The 19,795-nt window shown below is 64.8% G+C and carries 16 protein-coding genes and 1 pseudogene; 7 read left to right on the top strand and 10 right to left on the bottom strand.

The window, feature by feature from the left end; genetic code table 11:
* The 6 genes from aceE to fabF all read left to right on the top strand — a co-directional run.
* A partial coding sequence (gene aceE / locus QRM96_RS11805) for a pyruvate dehydrogenase (acetyl-transferring), homodimeric type (protein WP_285319830.1) occupies positions 1-2,391 on the top strand: 2,391 nt, incomplete at its 5' end.
* A 155-nt stretch (positions 2,392-2,546) separates the two neighbouring features.
* Positions 2,547-3,791: a PucR family transcriptional regulator gene (locus tag QRM96_RS11810; protein WP_018759983.1), complete on the top strand. Its 1,245-nt coding sequence runs from the start codon at positions 2,547-2,549 to the stop codon at positions 3,789-3,791.
* Positions 3,792-3,879: 88 nt separating this feature from the next.
* Complete coding sequence (locus QRM96_RS11815) at positions 3,880-4,809, top strand: ACP S-malonyltransferase (RefSeq protein WP_285319832.1); 930 nt, start codon at positions 3,880-3,882, stop codon at positions 4,807-4,809.
* Complete coding sequence (locus QRM96_RS11820) at positions 4,806-5,867, top strand: beta-ketoacyl-ACP synthase III (protein WP_109044990.1); 1,062 nt, start codon at positions 4,806-4,808, stop codon at positions 5,865-5,867. The genes QRM96_RS11815 and QRM96_RS11820 overlap by 4 nt, the downstream gene beginning before the upstream one ends.
* A gap of 76 nt (positions 5,868-5,943) precedes the next feature.
* Positions 5,944-6,189: an acyl carrier protein gene (locus QRM96_RS11825; protein WP_009359314.1), complete on the top strand. Its 246-nt coding sequence runs from the start codon at positions 5,944-5,946 to the stop codon at positions 6,187-6,189.
* A 173-nt stretch (positions 6,190-6,362) separates the two neighbouring features.
* Positions 6,363-7,598 (top strand): beta-ketoacyl-ACP synthase II, encoded by a 1,236-nt coding sequence (fabF, locus tag QRM96_RS11830; protein WP_018759986.1) that lies wholly within the window; start codon positions 6,363-6,365, stop codon positions 7,596-7,598.
* A gap of 112 nt (positions 7,599-7,710) precedes the next feature.
* On the opposite strand, the gene QRM96_RS11835 is transcribed toward fabF, so the two are convergent.
* From QRM96_RS11835 to QRM96_RS11865, 7 genes and pseudogenes are all read right to left on the bottom strand, one after another.
* Positions 7,711-8,214, bottom strand: coding sequence for a DUF3145 domain-containing protein (locus QRM96_RS11835; RefSeq protein ID WP_026264214.1), 504 nt, complete (start codon positions 8,212-8,214; stop codon positions 7,711-7,713).
* A 235-nt stretch (positions 8,215-8,449) separates the two neighbouring features.
* Entirely contained in the window at positions 8,450-9,376 is a 927-nt protein-coding gene (locus QRM96_RS11840) for a tyrosine recombinase XerC (RefSeq protein WP_109044991.1), read from the bottom strand.
* 47 nt (positions 9,377-9,423) lie between these two features.
* On the bottom strand, positions 9,424-10,557 hold the full coding sequence (gene dprA / locus QRM96_RS11845) for a DNA-processing protein DprA (protein ID WP_285320036.1): 1,134 nt from the start codon (positions 10,555-10,557) through the stop codon (positions 9,424-9,426).
* Between the two features lie 110 nt (positions 10,558-10,667).
* Positions 10,668-11,540: pseudogene (locus QRM96_RS11850) on the bottom strand (YifB family Mg chelatase-like AAA ATPase); the annotation flags it as partial.
* A gap of 340 nt (positions 11,541-11,880) precedes the next feature.
* Entirely contained in the window at positions 11,881-12,198 is a 318-nt protein-coding gene (locus QRM96_RS11855) for a hypothetical protein (protein WP_133830821.1), read from the bottom strand.
* A 656-nt stretch (positions 12,199-12,854) separates the two neighbouring features.
* Complete coding sequence (locus QRM96_RS11860) at positions 12,855-14,288, bottom strand: MFS transporter (protein ID WP_166183129.1); 1,434 nt, start codon at positions 14,286-14,288, stop codon at positions 12,855-12,857.
* Positions 14,289-14,512: 224 nt separating this feature from the next.
* Positions 14,513-14,812 carry a heavy-metal-associated domain-containing protein gene (locus tag QRM96_RS11865; RefSeq protein ID WP_133830822.1) on the bottom strand — a complete coding sequence of 100 codons (300 nt, stop codon included), beginning with the start codon at positions 14,810-14,812 and terminating at the stop codon, positions 14,513-14,515.
* A 284-nt stretch (positions 14,813-15,096) separates the two neighbouring features.
* On the opposite strand from QRM96_RS11865, the gene QRM96_RS11870 reads away from it, so the two are divergent.
* Positions 15,097-15,492 carry a cupin domain-containing protein gene (locus QRM96_RS11870; protein WP_133830823.1) on the top strand — a complete coding sequence of 132 codons (396 nt, stop codon included), beginning with the start codon at positions 15,097-15,099 and terminating at the stop codon, positions 15,490-15,492.
* Between the two features lie 198 nt (positions 15,493-15,690).
* Here QRM96_RS11870 and QRM96_RS11875 read toward each other — a convergent pair whose 3' ends face one another.
* From QRM96_RS11875 to QRM96_RS11885, 3 genes are all read right to left on the bottom strand, one after another.
* The gene (locus tag QRM96_RS11875) at positions 15,691-17,847 is read right to left on the bottom strand and encodes an amylo-alpha-1,6-glucosidase (protein WP_285319834.1); all 2,157 of its coding nucleotides are present in this window, start codon (positions 17,845-17,847) and stop codon (positions 15,691-15,693) included.
* 232 nt (positions 17,848-18,079) lie between these two features.
* Positions 18,080-18,805, bottom strand: a complete 726-nt coding sequence (locus QRM96_RS11880) for a winged helix-turn-helix transcriptional regulator (RefSeq protein ID WP_285319835.1) — start codon at positions 18,803-18,805, stop codon at positions 18,080-18,082.
* Positions 18,806-18,996: 191 nt separating this feature from the next.
* On the bottom strand, positions 18,997-19,776 hold the full coding sequence (locus tag QRM96_RS11885; protein ID WP_133830826.1) for an MBL fold metallo-hydrolase: 780 nt from the start codon (positions 19,774-19,776) through the stop codon (positions 18,997-18,999).
* Between the last annotated feature and the right edge of the window lie 19 nt (positions 19,777-19,795).

The raw sequence follows: 19,795 nt of genomic DNA on the forward strand, positions 1-19,795 counted from the left end.
CATATCTCCACCTACGCCGGGGCCGCGACCCTGTACGAGGTCGGGTTCAACCACTTCTTCCGCGGCAAGGACCACCCCGGCGGCGGGGACCAGGTCTTCTTCCAGGGCCACGCCTCCCCCGGCATGTACGCCCGGGCGTTCATGGAAGGACGCCTCTCCGAGGAAGACCTCGACGGGTTCCGTCAGGAAAAGTCCCGCGCCGGCCACGCCCTGTCCTCCTACCCGCACCCGCGGCTGATGCCGGACTTCTGGGAATTCCCCACCGTGTCCATGGGCATCGGGCCGATGAACGCGATCTACCAGGCCCAGAACAACCGCTACCTGCACAACCGGGGCCTGAAAGACACCTCGGACCAGCAGGTCTGGGCGTTCCTGGGCGACGGGGAAATGGACGAGCCCGAGTCCCGCGGCCTGCTCCAGCTCGCCGCGAACGAGAACCTGGACAACCTGAACTTCGTGATCAACTGCAACCTCCAGCGCCTCGACGGCCCGGTCCGGGGCAACGGGAAGATCATGCAGGAACTCGAAGCGTTCTTCCGCGGCGCGGGCTGGAACGTCATCAAGGTCGTCTGGGGCCGGGAATGGGATGACCTGCTCACCCGCGACACCGACGGCTCGCTCGTGAAAATCATGAACGAAACCGTCGACGGCGACTACCAGACCTACAAAGCCGAATCCGGCGGCTTCGTCCGCGAACACTTCTTCGGTAAAACCCCGCAAACCAAAGACCTCGTCGCGGACCTCACCGACGACCAGATCTGGAACCTCAAACGCGGCGGACACGACTACCGCAAGGTCTACGCCGCCTACAAAGCCGCCACCGAGTTCAAGGGCAAACCCACCGTCATCCTCGCCCACACCGTCAAAGGCTACGGACTCGGACCACACTTCGAAGGCCGCAACGCGACCCACCAGATGAAGAAACTGACCCTGGATGACCTGAAGAAGTTCCGCGACCACCTCCGGATCCCGATCACCGACGAACAGCTCGAGAAGGATTCGTACCGGCCGCCGTACTACCACCCCGGTAATGACGCGCCGGAAATCAAGTACATGATGGAACGCCGTGCAGCACTGGGCGGCTCCGTGCCCGAGCGGCGCAGCAAGCACTCCGAGATCACCTTGCCGGACGCGAAGTCCTACGAGGTTGCCAAGCGCGGGTCCGGCAAGCAGCAGGCCGCCACCACCATGGCATTCGTTCGCCTGCTCAAGGACCTGATGCGGGATAAGAACTTCGGCAAGCACATCGCCCCGATCATTCCCGACGAAGCCCGGACGTTCGGCATGGACGCGTTCTTCCCGACCGCGAAGATCTACAACCCCAAGGGCCAGAACTACCTCTCCGTGGACCGCGACCTCGTCCTGGCCTACAAGGAATCCCCCGCCGGCCAACTCATCCACCCCGGCATCAACGAAGCCGGCGCCGTGGCAGCCTTCACCGCCGCCGGAACCGCCTACGCCACCCACGGCGTGCCGCTGGTCCCGGTCTACGTGTTCTACTCCATGTTCGGCTTCCAGCGCACCGGCGACGCCTTCTGGGCCGCCGCGGACCAAATGACCCGCGGCTTCATCATCGGCGCCACCGCAGGGCGGACCACGCTCACCGGCGAAGGCCTCCAGCACGCCGACGGCCACTCTCCCCTGCTGGCCTCCACCAACCCCGCCGTCCTCACCTACGACCCCGCCTACGGCTACGAAATCGGACACATCATCCGCTCCGGCCTCGAACGCATGTACGGGCCGGACTCCACGGACAAAAACCTCATGTACTACCTCACCGTGTACAACGAACCCATCGTCCAACCCGCCGAACCCGAAAACCTCGACATCGAAGGCCTCATCAAGGGCATCTACCTGCTCGCCCCGGCAAAGATCGACGGTCCCCGCACCCAGATCCTCGCCTCCGGCGTCTCCGTGCCCTGGGCCATCGAAGCCCAACGCATCCTCGCCGACGACTGGAACGTCTCCGCCGACGTCTGGTCCGTCACCTCCTGGAACGAACTGCGCCGCGACGGCCTCGCCGCCGAAGAAGAAGCCTTCCTCAACCCCGGCCAACCCGCCCGCACCCCGTTCGTCACCCAGCAACTCGAAGGCGCCACCGGCCCCATCGTCGCCGTCACCGACTACATGAAAGCCGTCCCCGACCAGATCCGGCAATTCGTCCCCAACGAATTCGCCACCCTCGGCGCCGACGGCTTCGGCTTCTCCGACACCCGCGCAGCAGCCCGCCGCTACTTCAAAAACGACACCCACTCCATCGTGGTGCGTGCCCTTGAAATGCTGGCGCGCCGTGGCGAGGTGGATGTTGACGCCCCGGTCAAGGCCATCGAGAAGTACAAGCTGCTCAACGTCAATGCCGGTACCACCGGCAATGCCGGCGGGGAGGCCTGACAGCCTTTCGCAGCAGAACCAACGGCGGCCCCCTCCATCACGGAGGGGGCCGCCGTTGTCCGTTCCGGGGTGCCTGCCTGCTGTGACGCAGCGCAAAGCGGATTGTAGCCTTCGCACAAATGGAGCTTGCGCGGTGGGGGCCGTATGCTCAAAGAATGCCAGCACCAGCCAGCCCGTCCGCCAAACGGAAACCGAGCCCGCCGAAGGTCACACCGGAGAAGTCCGAAACCCTTAAGCAGCTGCGGGCCAACGTCGGCCAGCTTTCCACAACCACCATGCGCAAGCTTGAGCAGTCGCTGCCCTGGTACAGCCGGCTCAGCTCCGACGAGAGGTCGGCCCTGGGCATGGTGGCGCAGAACGGGATCGCGGCATTCGTCACCTGGTACGAGCGTCCAAGCTCTCCGTCGTGGATCCTGACGGATGTGTTTGGGACGGCGCCCACGGAACTGACCCGCTCCATCAGCCTGCAGAAGGCGTTGCAGCTGATCAGGATCGTGGTGGAGGTTGTCGAGGACCAGGTTCCCGTCATTGCGCCGGAGGCAGACCAGCCGTCCCTGCGCGAAGCAGTCCTTCGGTACTCGCGTGAAGTCGCGTTCGCCGCAGCCGATGTCTACGCCCGGGCCGCGGAATCGCGGGGATCCTGGGACACCCGGCTGGAAGCCCTGATCGTGGATGCGATCCTTCGGGGTGAAAACACTGATGCGCTCCGCTCCCGCATCGCGGCCCTCGGCTGGAAGGCGCAGGAGCGTTTCACGGTCATGGTGGGGAACTCGCCGTCCGAACCCAGCGCCAGCTACGTGAGCGAACTGCGGCGGATGGCCGGGCGTTTCGCAGAGGACGCACTGGTGGGGATCCAGGGTGACCGGTTGATCCTCATCCTGGGCGGGGTGCAGGACCGCGAATCGGCCTATGTGAAGCTGAGCGAAATGTTCGCACCCGGCCCCGTGGTCTACGGCCCCGAGGCCGGTTCCCTGCTGGAGGCCAGCGGATCGGCGCAATCGGCGTTTGCCGGCCTCACTGCCGCCCGGGCTTGGCCGTCGGCGCCTCGGCCGGTAGCGGCCGACGATTTGCTGCCGGAACGGGTGATTTCCGGCGATGATGCCGCACGGCGTTCCTTGGTCAAGAATATCTACCGGCCCCTCGTGGCAGCGTCCAACGGCCTGGTGGAAACCCTGGGAACCTACCTTGAGCTGGGACATTCGCTGGAGGCAACGGCACGGGAACTCTTCGTCCACGCCAACACCGTCCGGTACCGGTTGAAGCGTGTTTGCGACGTCACCGGCTGGGACCCGCTGCTGCCCAGGGAGGCTTTTGTGCTCCAGGCAGCGCTCGTGGTGGGCCGCCTTTCTGCCCCGCCAAAGGCCGCCACGGAGCGGCAGTCGTCCCGGAACCAAGCGTGAGTCATTGTAGACTTCCTACAACCTGACCCCGTGAGCTTGGTGCGGTGAAACACCGCTGGATCACACAGTAATTTGGAAAGCTGGTTACGTGCTTGCAATAGTCTGCCCTGGACAGGGCTCGCAGACCCCGGGTTTTCTGGCCCCTTGGCTGGAACTACCTTCGGTGGCAGGCCAGCTGGCCGCCCTGAGCGACATCGCGGGGATCGACCTGATCGCCCACGGGACCACCTCCGACGAGGAAACCATCAAGGACACTGCCGTTGCGCAGCCCCTGATCGTTGCCGCAGGCCTGGTCACGGCGGCTTCCCTCTTCGACGTGGAGCTCAATTCCCTTCCGGTTATCCTCGCCGGCCATTCGGTGGGTGAAATCACTGCTGCCGCCCTCGCCGGCGTGCTGACCGAGCAGGAAGCCATGACCTTTGTCCGCGAACGGGCCAACAGCATGGCCGCCGCGGCTGCCGTCACACCCACCGGCATGAGCGCCGTCGTGGGCGGCGACCCCGCCGAGGTGCTGGCTGCCATTGAGTCAGCCGGCGCGGCCCCTGCGAACGTCAACGGCGCCGGCCAGACCGTTGCGGCCGGAACCTTCGACCAGCTGAAGGCGCTGGCCGCGAACCCGCCCGCCAAGGCCCGGGTGATTCCGTTGAAGGTGGCCGGCGCGTTCCACACCAGCCACATGGCACCGGCCGTTGACGCGCTTAAGGCGCTGGCGCCGCAGCTGAACCCGGCAGCCCCCAAGGTGCCCCTGCTGTCCAACTACGACGGCGGCGAGGTCACCGACGGCGGTGCCGCCGTCGAGAGCCTCATCGCCCAGGTTTCCCGCCCGGTGCGCTGGGACCTCTGCATGGACGCGATGGTCAAGCGCGGTGTCACCGGACTCATCGAACTCGCCCCCGCAGGCACCCTGGCCGGACTCGCCAAGCGAGGCATGCCCGGCGTCAAGACGGTAGCGGTCAAGACTCCCGAAGACCTCTCTGCCGCCCTGGCACTGTTCGCAGAACTGGAGGGCAACGCATGAGCGTCCCCACGCTGAAGCAGGCTCCCATCCATGAGCACACCCGCATCCTCGGGCTGGGGGCGTACCGTCCGGACGTCATCGTCACGAATGAGGACGTGTGCCAGTGGATCGACTCCTCCGATGAGTGGATCCGCCAGCGCACCGGCATCGTGACCCGGCACCGTGCGGCCGCGGACGTGAGCGTGATCGACATGGCTGAGGGCGCTGCCCGCGAGGCCATGCAGAAGGCCGGGATCGAGGCTTCGCAGCTCGGCGCAGTCATCGTGTCCACCGTGACGCACCCGTACGCGACACCCTCAGCCGCTGCCAGCCTGGCGGACCGCATCGGCGCCACACCGGCACCGGCCTTTGACATCTCCGCAGCCTGCGCCGGTTACTGCTACGGCATTGCCCAGGCCGACGCCCTGGTCCGTTCCGGCGCCGCCAAGTACGTCCTGGTGGTGGGCGCGGAAAAGCTCTCGGACGTCATCGACAACCGGGAACGCACCATCTCTTTCCTGCTCGGGGACGGCGCCGGCGCCGTCGTCGTGGGTCCCTCCGACACTCCCGGCATCGCCCCGTCGGTCTGGGGTTCGGACGGCAGTAAATGGGATGCGATCGGCATGACCCGTTCCCTGCTGGACGTCCGCGATCTCGGCATGGCGGCCCGGCAGTCCGATTCCACCGGCGACCTTGCCCTCCTTGAAGAAGCGCAGGAACTTTACCCCACGCTCCGGCAGGACGGCCAGACCGTGTTCCGCTGGGCCGTGTGGGAGATGGCGAAAGTTGCCCAGCAGGCGCTCGACGCTGCCGGCATCGAGGCGGAAGACCTGGTTGCGTTCATCCCGCACCAGGCGAACATGCGCATCATCGACGAGATGGTGAAGAAGCTGAAGCTGCCCGAGACGGTTACAGTGGCACGGGACATTGCCGACGCCGGCAACACGTCCGCGGCCTCCATCCCGTTGGCAACGCACCGTCTCCTGCAGGAGAACCCCGGGCTGAGCGGCGGGCTGGCGCTGCAGATCGGTTTCGGCGCCGGGCTGGTCTTCGGCGCGCAGGTAATTGTCCTTCCCTAGATACGCCCAAGGGCCGCGACCGCGACCCGACCGTTTCCGGCAGCCCCTGCCGGCAATACAAGAAAAGGAGCCACCAATGGCTAGCAACGAAGAGATCCTGGCCGGCTTGGCTGAAATCGTCAACGAAGAGACCGGCCTGGCCCCGGAGGCCGTCGAGCTGGACAAGTCCTTCACCGAGGACCTGGACATCGACTCCATCTCCATGATGACCATCGTGGTCAACGCCGAGGAAAAGTTCGGCGTCCGCATTCCGGACGAAGAGGTCAAGAACCTCAAGACCGTCGGCGACGCCGTCAGCTTCATTGCCGGAGCACAGGCCTAATCCAGGCTTCCGCCGTCTCACGGCTTGGCTGGGCTGCCGATCCGGATTGACCGGATCGGCAGCCCGCCGCATCTAACCGGCACAGTGCCCCCGACCGGGACTGGCCGATCATCAAATGTGCGGGACCCTGCGGTTGGCGCAGGCGGATTCCCCACCGACGAAAGAGTGATCCCATGACGCGCAAAGTAGTCATTACCGGTCTGGGTGCCACCACGCCCATCGGCGGCGATGTACCCACCATGTGGAACAACGCCCTCAAGGGGGTCTCCGGTGCCCGCACCCTGGAGGACGACTGGGTAGCCAAGTACGAGCTCCCCGTCCATTTCGCTGCCCGCTGCAGCACACCCGCGCTGGACGTCCTGAGCCGGGTTGAAGCAAAGCGGATGGACCCATCCACGCAGTTCGGCGTCATTGCGGCCCGTGAGGCCTGGGCCGACTCCGGCATCACCGAATTCGACCAGGACCGGTTGGCTGTTGCGTTCGCCACCGGCATTGGCGGGGTCTGGACCCTGCTGGATGCCTGGGACACCCTCAAGGAGAAGGGCCCGCGCCGGGTCCTGCCCATGACCGTTCCCATGCTGATGCCCAATGGCGTGGCCGCGGCCGTCAGCCTGGACCTGGGCGCCCGAGCCGGCGCCCACACCCCGGTGTCCGCATGCGCCTCAGGCACCGAAGCCATGCACCTCGGCCTCGAACTCATCCGCTCCGGCAAGGCGGACGTAGTGATGTGCGGCGGCGCAGAAGCCGCAATCCACCCCATGCCGTTGGCGGCCTTCGCCTCCATGCAGGCACTGTCCCGCAGGAATGACGAGCCCGAGCGCGCCTCCCGTCCCTACGACACCGACCGTGACGGCTTCGTGATGGGCGAAGGGGCCGGAGCGCTGGTCCTGGAGGCCGAGGAGCACGCCCTGGCCCGTGGAGCACGCATTTACGCCGAGCTCGCCGGTACGTCCGTCACTGCCGACGCGTACCACATCACCGCTCCGGATCCCCAAGGCCTCGGCGCCACCCGCGCGCTCAAGGCAGCGATGTTCGACGGCCGCATCCAGGCCGAGGACGTGGTGCACGTCAACGCCCACGCGACGTCGACCCCCGTAGGCGACAAGCCGGAATACACGGCACTGCGTGCCGCCCTGGGCAGCCACGTGGACAACGTGGCGGTTTCCGCCACCAAGTCGCAGATGGGGCACCTCCTGGGCGCGTCCGGCGCGGTGGAGGCGGTCCTGACCGTCCTGGCCGTCCACGAGCGCAAGGCTCCGGTCACCATCAACCTCGAGAACCAGGACCCTGAGATCCCGCTTGACGTTGTCACCTCCGCCCGTGACCTGCCTGCCGGCAGCATCGTGGCACTCAGCAACTCCTTCGGCTTCGGCGGACACAACGCCGTGGTGGCCATCCGCAGCATCTAGCCCCCGGTCCTGCACAACGCGTGGACAGCAAGAGGAGGCCCCGCCGGCTGGCGGGGCCTCCTCTTGTGCTATGGATGGGTACTCGTTTGGCCGCCCGGCAGGACGACGTCGGTCAGCCCACCTGGTGCAGCCAGCGGACGGGGGCGCCTTCGGCAGCGTGGCGGAACGGCTCCAGTTCCTCGTCCCACGCCTCGCCCAGGGCCAGCGAAAGTTCGTGATAGACGGCGGCGGGATCGCCCGCACCTGATTCGTAGGCGTAGCGGATGCGGTCCTCCGACACCATGATGTTGCCATGGACGTCGGTGACGGCGTGGAAGATCCCCAGCTCTGGCGTGTGCGACCACCGGCCGCCGTCCACGCCCTGGGTGGGCTCCTCGGTCACCTCATAGCGCAGGTGCGCCCAGCCACGGAGGCAGGACGCCAGCTTGGATCCCGTGCCGGGGGTTCCGGTCCAGGAAAGCTCCGCACGGAACATTCCGGGCGCGGCAGGCTGCGGGGTCCACTCCAGGTCCGTCCGCTTATCCACCACAGCCCCGATTGCCCACTCGACATGGGGGCACAGGGCCGTAGGGGCTGAGTGAACAAACAGCACACCGCGGGTCATTGCAACAGACATTCCATCCTCCATAGCTCTAGGTACGTCTTCCCCAACGACCTCTGCCCGGATGGAACTGCCGTGCCCTGCACTGCGGCGGTGGTTCCCGATATTCAGGTGTATCAGATTAAGCTGTGTCCGGACTTGCCGAGCCGCATGAAGCTCAGGGAGCTTCAAGCGGGACTTGAAAGTTGCCGGACGTGACTCTCATTGTGCCGTACCCCGTGGAATTACGCCAGTGCGATGAGCCACACCGTCAGGCCCGGGGGTGAGCCTGCTGGTAGCTCTTCCGCAGGCGGTCAACCGAGACGTGGGTATAGATCTGGGTCGTGGCGAGGCTGCTGTGGCCCAGGATCTCCTGCACGGCACGCAGGTCCGCTCCGCCGTCGAGCAAATGCGTTGCAGCGGAGTGCCGCAAGGCGTGGGGCCCGGACACGGAGGTGTCACCGAGGGCACCGAAAAGAGTGTTGACCAGGGTGCGGACCTGGCGCTGGTCAACCCGGCCACCGCGGGCGCCCAGGAAGAGCGCCGGCCCGCTGGTGCCCGTCGCCAGGGCAGGGCGGCCCCGCCGCAGCCAATCGTCGACAGCGAGGGCGGCCGGAACCCCGTAGGGCACGGTGCGCTCTTTGTTCCCTTTGCCGATGACCCGCAGCGTCCGGCGGTCCGGGTCCAGATCGTCGACGTCCAACCCGGCAAGTTCACCTACCCTGATGCCTGTGGCGTAGAGGAGTTCCACGATGGCACGGTTACGCACGGCCAGCGGTTCACCGTCCAGTGCCGCGTTTTCGAGCCCTTCCAGCATTCGCGCCAGCTGGGACGCCTGGAGTACTCCCGGCAGTGATCCTTCGCGTTTGGGGGCTTTCAGGCGCAGGGCGGGGTCCGTCTCCAGAAGTTCTTCCCGGAGGGCCCAGGCAGTGAATGCCCTGGCCGTAGCGGACCGGCGCGCCAGCGTTGAGCGTGCGGCACCCGCCGAGCTCTGGCTGCCGAGCCAACGGCGGAAGGTTCCTAGTTCAAGGTCCTTCAGCCCGGTCGCGCCCTCGGATGCGGCGTGCGCCAGGAGGCTCCGCAGGTCCCCCAGGTAGGCACGCCGGGTATGCTCCGACACGGCCCGCTCCCCCGACAGGTAGGCGGCAAATGCGTCCAGTGCCGAGCCGAGCTCCTTGGGCAGTTCGTCATGGTCCACTCCTACACTGTCTCAGGCTTGCCCTCGTTCACCGCAGCCGGACACGGTCATACCTTGCCTCGTTTCCAGCCGCCGCGTTCAGAGACGGCCAGCCCGAGCAGCCCCAGCCGGCCGAGGCCGGCGCGCACCGAGTCCTGTCCCAATCCGGCCACCGCCGAGAGCTTTTCCACCGACGTGGTGGAGCGCAGCGGAAGTGCATCCAGCAGGATCAGGTCCTCCAGGGTCAGCCCGTCCTGCACGGCGGCTGCACCTGGGCGTTGTTCGGGCAGCCCCGCTCCGCTGGGCGCGGCGAGTTCGGCCACTTCCGCGGCATCGGTGACGCAGACCGCGCCGCCGTCCCGCAGGAGCCGGTGGCAGCCGGCCGAGTTGGCACTGTGGACTGATCCGGGGACCGCCCCCACTGCCCGCCCCAGGGTTTCGGCGTGGTGGGCTGTGTTCAGCGCACCGGAGCGCCACCGCGCTTCCACCACCACTGTCACTGACGAAAGCGCAGCAATCAGCCGGTTCCGCTGCAGGAACCGGTACCGCGTGGGAGCCGATCCCGGCGGTACCTCCGCCAGGACCGCGCCTTGGTTGGCCACGGCCCGGAGCAGGTCCTCGTTTCCCGACGGATAGAACCGGTCCACTCCGCCGGCCATCACAGCGATGGTCGGGACGGCCGAGGATCCCCCCGCGAGGGCGGCCCGGTGCGCGTGTGCATCGACGCCGTAGGCGCCGCCCGACACTATCGTGAAGCCCCGTTGCGCCAGCGAGTAAGCCAGATCCCCTGTTACCGCAGCCCCGTAGCTGGTGCTGTCGCGGGAACCTACCAGGGCGATGGACATGGCTGCGTCCGGCAGCGGGTGTTCCTGACCCCGCCACCAGAGGCACAGGGGCTCCTGGATGCCGAGGTCGGCCAGCTGGGAGGGCCACAGCTCGTCCGTGGGAATGATCAGGCGGCCACCCAGCCGTGCCAACGTGGCCAGGTCACGTTCCGGAGCCAGGTCAGGGATCCGCGGCTGCCAGCGCTTCAAGGCTGCAGCCATTCCCGCCCAGCTGCTCGCCCCGCTGTCAGCCAGCAACGAGGTGATTTCGCGCTCCAGGTCAGCCCCGGCCGTGACCCGACCGGTGGCAATCCGAAGGGCATCCGTTGCCCCCGCAACATGCACGAGGGCCAGGCCTGCGGCGTCCTGGGGCTCCATGAGGCGGGACAACGCTGCCCGGGACAACCGCTCGTCAACCTTTGCTGGATGGTTTGCCGAATCGTTTGCCACGCGCAGTTCCTTTAGTTCGTTCACGTTTGCCGTCCTCCTCACGCCACCGCCGCGGCAGCCTGCCGCAAGCCAAGCGCCTGCCCGATGTCGTTGGCGTCCGGCAGGTCCCGCCGGCCCAGGTCGGCCAAGGTCCATGCCAGCCGGAGGACGCGGTCATAGCCGCGGGCGGTCAGGACCCCGCGCTCCAAGGCCTGGTCCAGGATCCGGGTGGCTGCCGGAGCGAGCCGCAAGTCACCGCGCAGGATGCGCCCCGGGACCTGCGAGTTCGTTTCCAGGCCAAAGCACCGCAACCGCTCTCCCTGCCGCTCACGCGCTGCCCTGACCCGCAGGGCGACCGTTGCGGTATCTTCCTCCCGGCCGGCCTGCCCGAACTCGGCCAGGGACACCCTTTCCACCTGCAACTGGATGTCCACCCGGTCCAGGAGTGGGCCGGACATCCTGGCGAGGTAACGGCGGCGCATCACGGGGGTACACGTGCAGTCCAGGCCTTTGCCGGAGGCCTTCCCGCACGGGCAGGGGTTTGCGGCCAGCACCAGCTGGAAGCGGGCCGGGTAGGCGGCAGTCCCGGCCGCCCGGTGGATCACCAGCTCACCGCTCTCCAGGGGCTGACGCAAGGCATCGAGAACCCGGCGTTCATATTCCGGGGCCTCGTCAAGGAACAGCACGCCGCGGTGGGCTCGGGATGCCGCCCCCGGCCGGGGAAGTCCTGAACCGCCTCCGATGATGGCCGCCGCAGTGGCTGAGTGGTGCGGGTTTTCAAAGGGTGGCCGGCGCAGAAGCTGGACCGCGGACGCCGGCAGGCCGCACAGCGAGTGGATGGCCGTGACCTCCATGGACTCATGGTCACCAAGATCCGGCAAAAGGCCCGGCAACCGTTCCGCAAGCATGGTCTTACCTGCTCCGGGAGGAAAGCGAATAACGGTGTGAGCGAGGGTGCTGCGATTCTTGCATTATCAGGCAGAACGGTGCGAACACCACATGAACACCAGGGTCGGACTTCTTCCTGCTTAGGCGCATGGACGCGCCGGGAGACAGGAGCCGCGGCATGGACGGATAATGAGCGGCTATGGAACCAAATGCTGAGGTTCCCGCGGTCCCTGTCCAGGGGAAGAGTGGGCCTCGCCTGGTTCAGTTGATGTCCGCGCGACGCATGCCGGGCCTCGGCATATCCAAGGGTTCTTGCCAGTCCGGTCTGCATGACGAAAGAAAGAACCCCGACAGCCGGGGCTGTCGGGGTTCCGTCGAGGCCTGTCAGGAGCCGCTGATCTTCCCTGCCGCGATGAGCTGCTGGGCGCGATGCTGCTGCTCATCGTCGCCAAAGCGCGTCACCGCCGTCATCAGATCCATGCCATCCTCAAGTCCGCCATAGATCTCCTCCAGCCGCTCGCGCGAGCCGCCGAGCAAGTTGATGCCGCCCAGCGCGTTGATCTGCTCGAGCTGCAGGTAGGCGCGGTACACGAGGTCGACGTGTACACCGTCATCGGCGGTGAAGGGGTTCGGGACGTAGTCGGCGTCCGGCGTAAGGCCATCCGTGTCGAGGCCCAACTGGGCCAGCTCGTTCTTGTTCATGGATGCTTCTCCTTGGTTTTGGGACTGTCACTCGGCTGTGACGACTCTCGATCTGAGACGGTCAGGATGCCCCCGGCCGGGCTCCGCCTGGCTGGAACGCCTGCGGGCCGACCATGATGATCACATTGATTTGGACGTCACTTACCTGGCGTACCAGGACGTCATCGACGCCTTTCAGCATACCGATGGGTGGACCAGCAAGCGTGGCAGGAAAGCGTAAAGACCATGTGTGCGCGCCCTGCTGACATCGAAATTCTGGCTGATTGGTGGACGGTAACCAGGATCGGTCCGACCAGCTCTGGGGTTCTCGTGGGTACCGCAGACCTACAAATTCCGTTGCATGTCCTCCAGAATGGGGATACACCAGGGCTAGGCTGGCGGAACACAAAGTCGGAGGAGGATCCCCTGAAGCGCAGAACCGGGTTGTTAGCGGCCAGGAATACTGCCCACAGGGGCGGGGAAGCCCGGGTCAACCGCCGCTTCGAAGCGTTTCGCGAGGTCCGCCGGCTATTGAACGGTGACCCGGTGGTATCTAGGCGAGGCTCTAGCTGCGCTTTTCGAGCGGACGATACCTGTCGCCGAGCATGCGCGCCCAGGCACAGGGGCGCGCATGCTGTACCTTCTCGTCACTGGAGACAGTCCCTGTCCGGGTCCGCCTAATGAATTCCGGCCGCAGCGGGGGCGTTGGCCTGTGCCGCGGTTCGGGAAGGCAAGGTAGCTGCAGCCAGTATTCCTGCAGCCACCAGCAGCCCAGCCGCGACGGCAAGTGCGCTGCCGTATCCGGCGACCAGTTGGCCTGCCTCGGTGACGGCCGAATGCTGGCTGCTGTTGCTGACCGTTGCAGCAACGCCTGCCAAAACGGCCAGTCCGAGGGCAACGCCGATTTGCTGGGCCGAGTTCAGCAGCGCAGAGGCAATTCCGGCCTCGGTTTCCTTCGTGTGATATACGGCGGCCTGGGTCAGGGCGATAATGCCGAGACCGAACCCAAGGGCGAGGATGAACATGGCCGGTGCCAGGTGCAGCCAGTAGTTCGTGTTTACCTGGATGAAGGAGAACCAGAAGGCAGCCCCGGCACTGAGCAGTGCCCCCGCTGCTGCGATGAGGCGCGTGGCCATCTTCAGCAGCAGCTTAGGCGCGGCCCCTGCCCCGAGCACCAGCCCTGCCGCGAACGGCAGCCAGCTGGCACCGGTCCGCAGAGGGCCGTAATGCTGAACCTGCTGGAGATAGAGGGTGATCACGTAGAAGCTGCCCATGGGACCAATGGCTAGCAGCAGCATGGAGGCGTATGCGCCAGCGCGGCCACGGTCCCGGAACAGCCCCAGTGGGACCAGCGGCGTGCTGCTGCGGGATTGCAGGGCGATGAAGGCAGCCAGCAGCAGGGCTGCAGCGGCTACCAGACCAAGGCCCAGAGGGTCAGCGAAACCCTCCTCGCCAAAGCGGGTAATTGCGTACACCAGGGCGACCATGCCGCTGGTTCCCAATACGGCGCCCCTGACATCGAGACTCCCGGCGTGCCGTCCTGCGCTCACCAAGGTCCGGCTGCCCAGGAGCACGAGGATGCCGATGGGTACGTTGATGAAAAAGACCCACCGCCAGCCGAGGGTGTCGGTCAGGCCGCCACCAAGAAGCAATCCCACCACAATTCCGAGAGCGGACATCGCGCCGTACAGCGACAGGGCTGCATCACGGGTCTTGCGTTCGGAGAAGGTTGTCGCAATGAGGGCCAGGGCGTTGGGCGCAACCAGTGCTGCTCCCAGCCCCTGAACCGCTCGGGCGGCGATGAGGGTCTCGCTGTTGGGGCCAAGACCCCCGGCCAGCGATGCGATGACGAAGAGGGCGAGACCGGCCTGCAATGCATGCCGCCGTCCGTAGAGATCGCCAAGCCGACCGCCCAGGAGCAGCAGAGCCCCGAACGTGAGGTTATAAGCATTCACAATCCAGGGCAGATGCACGGCGTTCACCCCGAGTTCCTGCTGGATGCTAGGCAACGCGATGTTCACGATGGAGTCGTCGAGCACCAGCATCAGCTGTGCGGTCGCGATCACCAGCAACGGCACCAATCCGCGCCGCTGTCCTGTTTTTCCGGTCATAGCATGTCCTCTACAAATTGGCGGGCAGCAGAGCCCGCAGAAAGTTCAGGGGGTACCCGAGTCGGGTGTTTTTTGGGGTTGCGCGGCCTGCTGGGGTTCGGGTGGACCCCGCTGGCCAGTTGTGGAGGGATTCATTCGCCCGCGGGCGCGCTTCGATGCCTCCTGTTTCGGGAGGGGGCGCCAACTTCTGGGCCGTTTTTGCGGCGTGAAGTTCCAGGGAATTACTAGCCGCTAACCACGTAACCGGCGGCAATGACGGCTTGGCGTACAGCAGCCGCGGCGGCTTTGCCGCCCATCAGGAGGCGGGAAAGGCCACCAGGAACGAGCTCAATAGCCACAGAATCCACTCCCTCAAGGACCAGGACGGCCTTCTCGACTGTCTGGGCACAATGCCGGCAGGTTAGGCCCTCGAGAGTGAGCTCAGCAGCGGAGGAGGTGGGCTGCGAAAAGACGTTGGCTGTGCAGCAACTGCATCCCGCACTCGAGGCGAGGGGAAGCTCAGTGCGGTTTCCAGATTCAAACATGTCAGTTTCCATTCCTTGATGGAGCATCAATGGGCGCTGGGGTTGACGGGCCGTGAAAGCGGGTGTTGGCACCGGCCGGGACATGCCTTGTCACTGACAACGCATCCACTATACCCCCCGGGGGTATAGTGGATGCGTGGGTAGATTTGAGCGCCGTTTATGCGTGCCTGCGGTATGGGGGTCAGTACAGCTTTCGTACTTGTCCGGTAGAGAGAGCAGGTCGCTGAATTGAAACAAGGCGTCACTGCGGACGCTTTACACGACGAAGGAGCAGAGGAAGAACTATGGCTGTAGACCTCACACGTATGCAGAAGGCCAATTTTGTCGACGAGGACAAGTACGAACTCATTACTATCGGGCGGATCACGAAAAGGATGGTGACCCTTGACGGGGCCAGCGCCCTTCTCGTCCGTTTCCCGGTGGGAGCATCAGTGACGGAGGATGCGGTCAAGACCGGAATTCTCGACACGGATATGTGTCCCATGCCGCATGTCGCCTACATCCTGGAAGGCAGTTTGGGGGTGCGCCAGCGTACCGGATCCGAGGAGGAATTCTCAGCCGGAGATCTTATGATGCTGCCGCCGGAGCATGAAGCATGGACCGTCGGGGACAGGGACTGCGTCTTTATCGAATTCATGCGTGGGACCAGTGACGTCTACGACTACTGGCCGGAGCACTGAGCGGGCGCGTAGGCGCCATGTGAAGTGCGGGCACGATGAGCGCTGAAGATAGCGCTCATCATGCCACGTCTCCCGTTGGGCAAGTCGCCGCGCCTAACGGGAGGCGTGCCAGAAGTCATCATCTAACTGTTCGCCGGCTTCGTCCCAGAGGGGATGGCGGCGCTGTAACATCGAGGGTGTCGACGACAGTCAGGCTGCCTACTTCCGTCGTCGGCGGTCTGCCTGTTCGACCAGTTCCGTAATCCATGGCCGATGTCCGCGTCGAAATTCCATCCACTCAGGCAGGCCCTGAATAGAGGGGCCGGACCTATCGATGTCGATGGTGATCCGGCCGCCACCCACAGGTGCGTTGGTGATGTGCAGATCACCATAGGCTTCCGGAAGCACAGGATCCATCCACAGTCCCCGACGGGAGACATGAACGTCGTACCGCATCAGGTTCGTCACCAGGAGGATCGGGGCCGTTGCTGCCCAAGCCTGGGGCGAACACGCCGTTGGATAGGGTACGGGTTCGGCGAACTGATCACGGCTGAAGCCGCAGAAGAGCTCGGGCAAGCGCCCGCCCGAGAATTCGGCGGCTTCCAATATCGCAGTGGTAATGCGCTGTGCTTCCGCCACGAAGCCGTATCGCAACAGACCGGCAGCGATGATTGCATTGTCGTGGGGCCATACCGAGCCGTTGTGATAGCTGGCCGGGTTATATGCGCCCATGTTGCTGGCCAAGGTCCGTATACCCCAGCCGCTGAACATCTCCGGAGACATAAGCCGCTCGGCAACCTGCGGAGCCTTGTCCTCGTCTACGAGTCCGTAGACCAGACAGTGGCCCATGTTGGAAGCACACGCGTCCACCTGTCGCTTCCTGCCGTCGAGTGCGATTGCATAGTACCCCCGGTCCGGCATCCAGAACTGCTCGTTAAATCTCCGCTTCAGTTCCGCCGCCCGATCGGCGAGATCATCTCCCCGTGCCGTGTCGCCCGCGTCGTATGCCATCCAGGCACGCGCGGTATACGCAGCATAGACATAGGCCTGGACTTCACAGAGCGCGATCGGGGGCTCCGCAAGTGTTCCATCGGCAAAATTGATGCCGTCCCAGGAGTCTTTCCAGCCTTGGTTTATCAGGCCCTGGTCGTTGAGCCGTTCATATTCGACGAAACCGTCGCCGTCCTTGTCCCCGTAGTGACGTATCCATTCCAGGGCGCGGTCCGCGTGGGGCAGCAAACCGGCGATAATATCTGCTCCGAATCCCCACCGGCTGACGGCTCCGAGCACATCCACAAATAACGGAGTCGCGTCGACGCTCCCGTAGTAGGCTGATTTGCCTCCAAGGGCCAAACCGGCATTGAGGCTAAGCCTTACTTCGTGCAGGATCTTGCCGGGCTCCTCCTCGGTCAGCGGGTCCACGATGGTTCCTTGCCGGTCCGCCAGCGTCTGCAGCGTCCCCAAAGCCAGTGAGGGATCCACCGGTAACGCCATTTCCGAGGCCCACAGGGAATCCCGGCCAAAGAGCGTCATGAACCACGGCGCACCTGCCGCCACCACAACGCGTTCGGGATGATCCGGATCCTCGATCCGGAGGGCACCCAAGTCGTCGTAGCTCCGCCGTAACGTACGCTCAATGGATCGGTTACCCATGCGAACGACGGGAATCCTGGCAACCCATTCCTTGCGGCGCCGGTCACTGGGGGACAACTCCTCCCCCTCAGGGTGGACAAGGGTGGCGCTCCGGCCAGAGCCTTCAACCTCAACCCGGGCACTGACGACAGCGCTCCAGTCCCCTTGCGGTGGGACAGATACCAGAAAGGTGACCCCCTCCGGCTTCACCTCTGCTCCCGGAGCCTGAATGACGACCCGTTTTCGCATGCCTTGCCAGACACCGGAAATGGTCAGCTGGTCCCCATCCACGTACCGGGTTGCGTCCCACGCACGCTGGATCCGGGCTTCCTTCACTTCAAAAAGGTCCGCGAAGTCAGCTTCAACCTCGAGGGAAATCGCGCATTCGACGGGTTTGGTTGAATAATTGCGGACGGTAAGTCGCTCCTGAATACCCGCGCCGACTTCCCGCAGGCGCTCCACGATCAGCGGGCTGTCGGCATATCCGTCGGAACGGGGAACGCGACCTGCAAACAGGGCCCGGAACGGCTCGCGCGTCTCGGCAGCGAGGGACTCAAGCGGATGACTGTTGACTGTCAGGTTCCAGCGGGACAGGAATCGGGTGTCCTGCACGAACAGGCCATGCGGGTGCTCGGGATGAATGTCGCCATTGGGCAAAGAAATGCAGAACGAGGTTTCCTCGACCAGGGTGACGGTCCCTGCCCCTACTGGGCCGGCAGCCGTGTCAGCATTCCATCCAGCCATCCTGGTTCCTCCAAGAAAGCAGCGCCGGCACAACGTGGTCTCTTAGACACGCTTGGGCGACGGCACCTCTGTTTACTTGACCCTACTCTCCCCCGGCTAAGGGGTGTAGACCCTGTTTCATATCCCTGCATGGCATCCAGAAACAGGACCCAGTGCAACGTACCTGTATAGCAGGAAGCCGGGAAACGGCGGGCCTGTCAACCGCGGGGCACCGTATGGTGGGCGCTGACCGTTAGGAAGCTGCCCGAGGGGCGAACCAGCCGGAGAAGTCCGCAGCCCACTCTTGCGGGCCAACAAACCCGATGGAGCCCAGCTGCCGCGCCTCCTCACAGCGGCGCAGACCCCACCAGAGGTCGTAGAGCACCCGCGGGGCGACATGAACCTGAAGATCCGGGACACGTTCTGCGCGGCCGATGCTCGCGGTTGTCTTGCTGTTCTCTGTGCAGATCCAGCCATGAAGGGGAGCTCCCCTGACGTTGTCGAACTCGAACCCCAGGACAATCGACTTCCTGGGCAGGGAATCTGTCACAAGGCTGCGGCCCATGTGTTCGAGCAGCGTGCCAAGCCCTGTCCGCAGGTCATTCTCAAAGGGCGCATGCCAATGACTCGCCCAGAGGCCCAGCGACTCCAAGGTCTGCCGCAGCGCGTAGCCGACCGGCGTCAGTCTGTAGCGTCGTGAGCCGCGGGGGCCGGTTTCATCGTTGCGAACGACAAGCTCCAGCTGGACCAGGCGCTTGAGCCGCTGGGAAAGCAGTGTCCGCGAAAGGTCAGGCAGGGCCCGGGACATATCGTTGAACCCCATTTCACCGCAGAGGAGTTCGCGCACGATCAATAGGGACCAGCGGTCACCCAGCAGCCGCAGCCCTTGTGATATCGACCAATAATCGGCACTCGGGCGCCCTGCTGTTTTCGCCAGGTCGTCTTGTTCCCGGGTGAACTGCTCCGAAATGGTCGTCATCGTCCCTGAGCTCCAAGCGATCCGTGAGTTGTGCTGCCACCATTCTTCCCGACCCTTCGAGGTGCTGTGTGTGCGCCACGCACATAAGTTGATGCCCGCCTGTCCGTCGCAGGCCTTCACCGGTTCTGCCTTTAAGCAAGAATCGAAGGTTGGCCGATAACCGTCCAACCTTCGATTCTGCGGTCCGTTTGCTAGAGCCGGATGTCTGCAGACTCCCCCGGTTTCAAGGCGATGAGGAGTTCGCTGAGCCCGGCATCGGCGAAAAGCTTGCTGATCTGGTCCGCATTCTGGCTGAAATGTTCCCACGAATCCTCGTGCACTGGAACGACCTTCTTGACACCCATGATCTTGGCCGCCTCCAGGGCCCGGTCATTGCTGAGGGTGATGTACGCGCCATCTGCGATCACATCGAATTTTGCGCCGCCGACGAAGAGCACAGCGATATCAATGGCTGGAAAACGATCCGCAATTTCGCGCACGATATCCAGCTCGGAGTTATCACCGCTGATGTAAATCGTCGGCATGCCCTCTGCTTCGAGGACAAAGCCAATAACGGGCCCGAGTGCGTCCCACACGCCCTCCGGGCCATGATGCGCCGGCACTGCCGTGATTTTCATCTGCCTGCCATCGGGAAGCGTAACGGTATGAGTCTCGTAGTCGCTGGTCCCGCGGACGTTGGGGCCGAAGTTCTTCGCAGCCTCCGTCGTGGTGAGGGCAAGCGGCACCATCGTCAGAAAACCCCGGCCGGCCACGTCCAGGTTGTCGATGTGCTCGTGGGAGGCGAGTGCCAGGTCAACGTGGCCAAGCTCCTCGGGGGTGGCGCTGGGGGCGAGCTTCTTGATGACGGGTCCGGCGATTGGGTGGTGGTAGACCTGGGGGGAATCGAAGGTGGGGTCAGTGATCATCCGGTAGCCGGCGATCTCGAGGAGCAGGGTCGGTCCTCCAATGAGGGTTGCTTTGACGTCGTCCATAATTTCAGTCCTTTATCGG

Source organism: Pseudarthrobacter sp. lyk4-40-TYG-27, from assembly GCF_030209295.1.
In the GTDB taxonomy this organism is placed as follows: domain Bacteria; phylum Actinomycetota; class Actinomycetes; order Actinomycetales; family Micrococcaceae; genus Arthrobacter.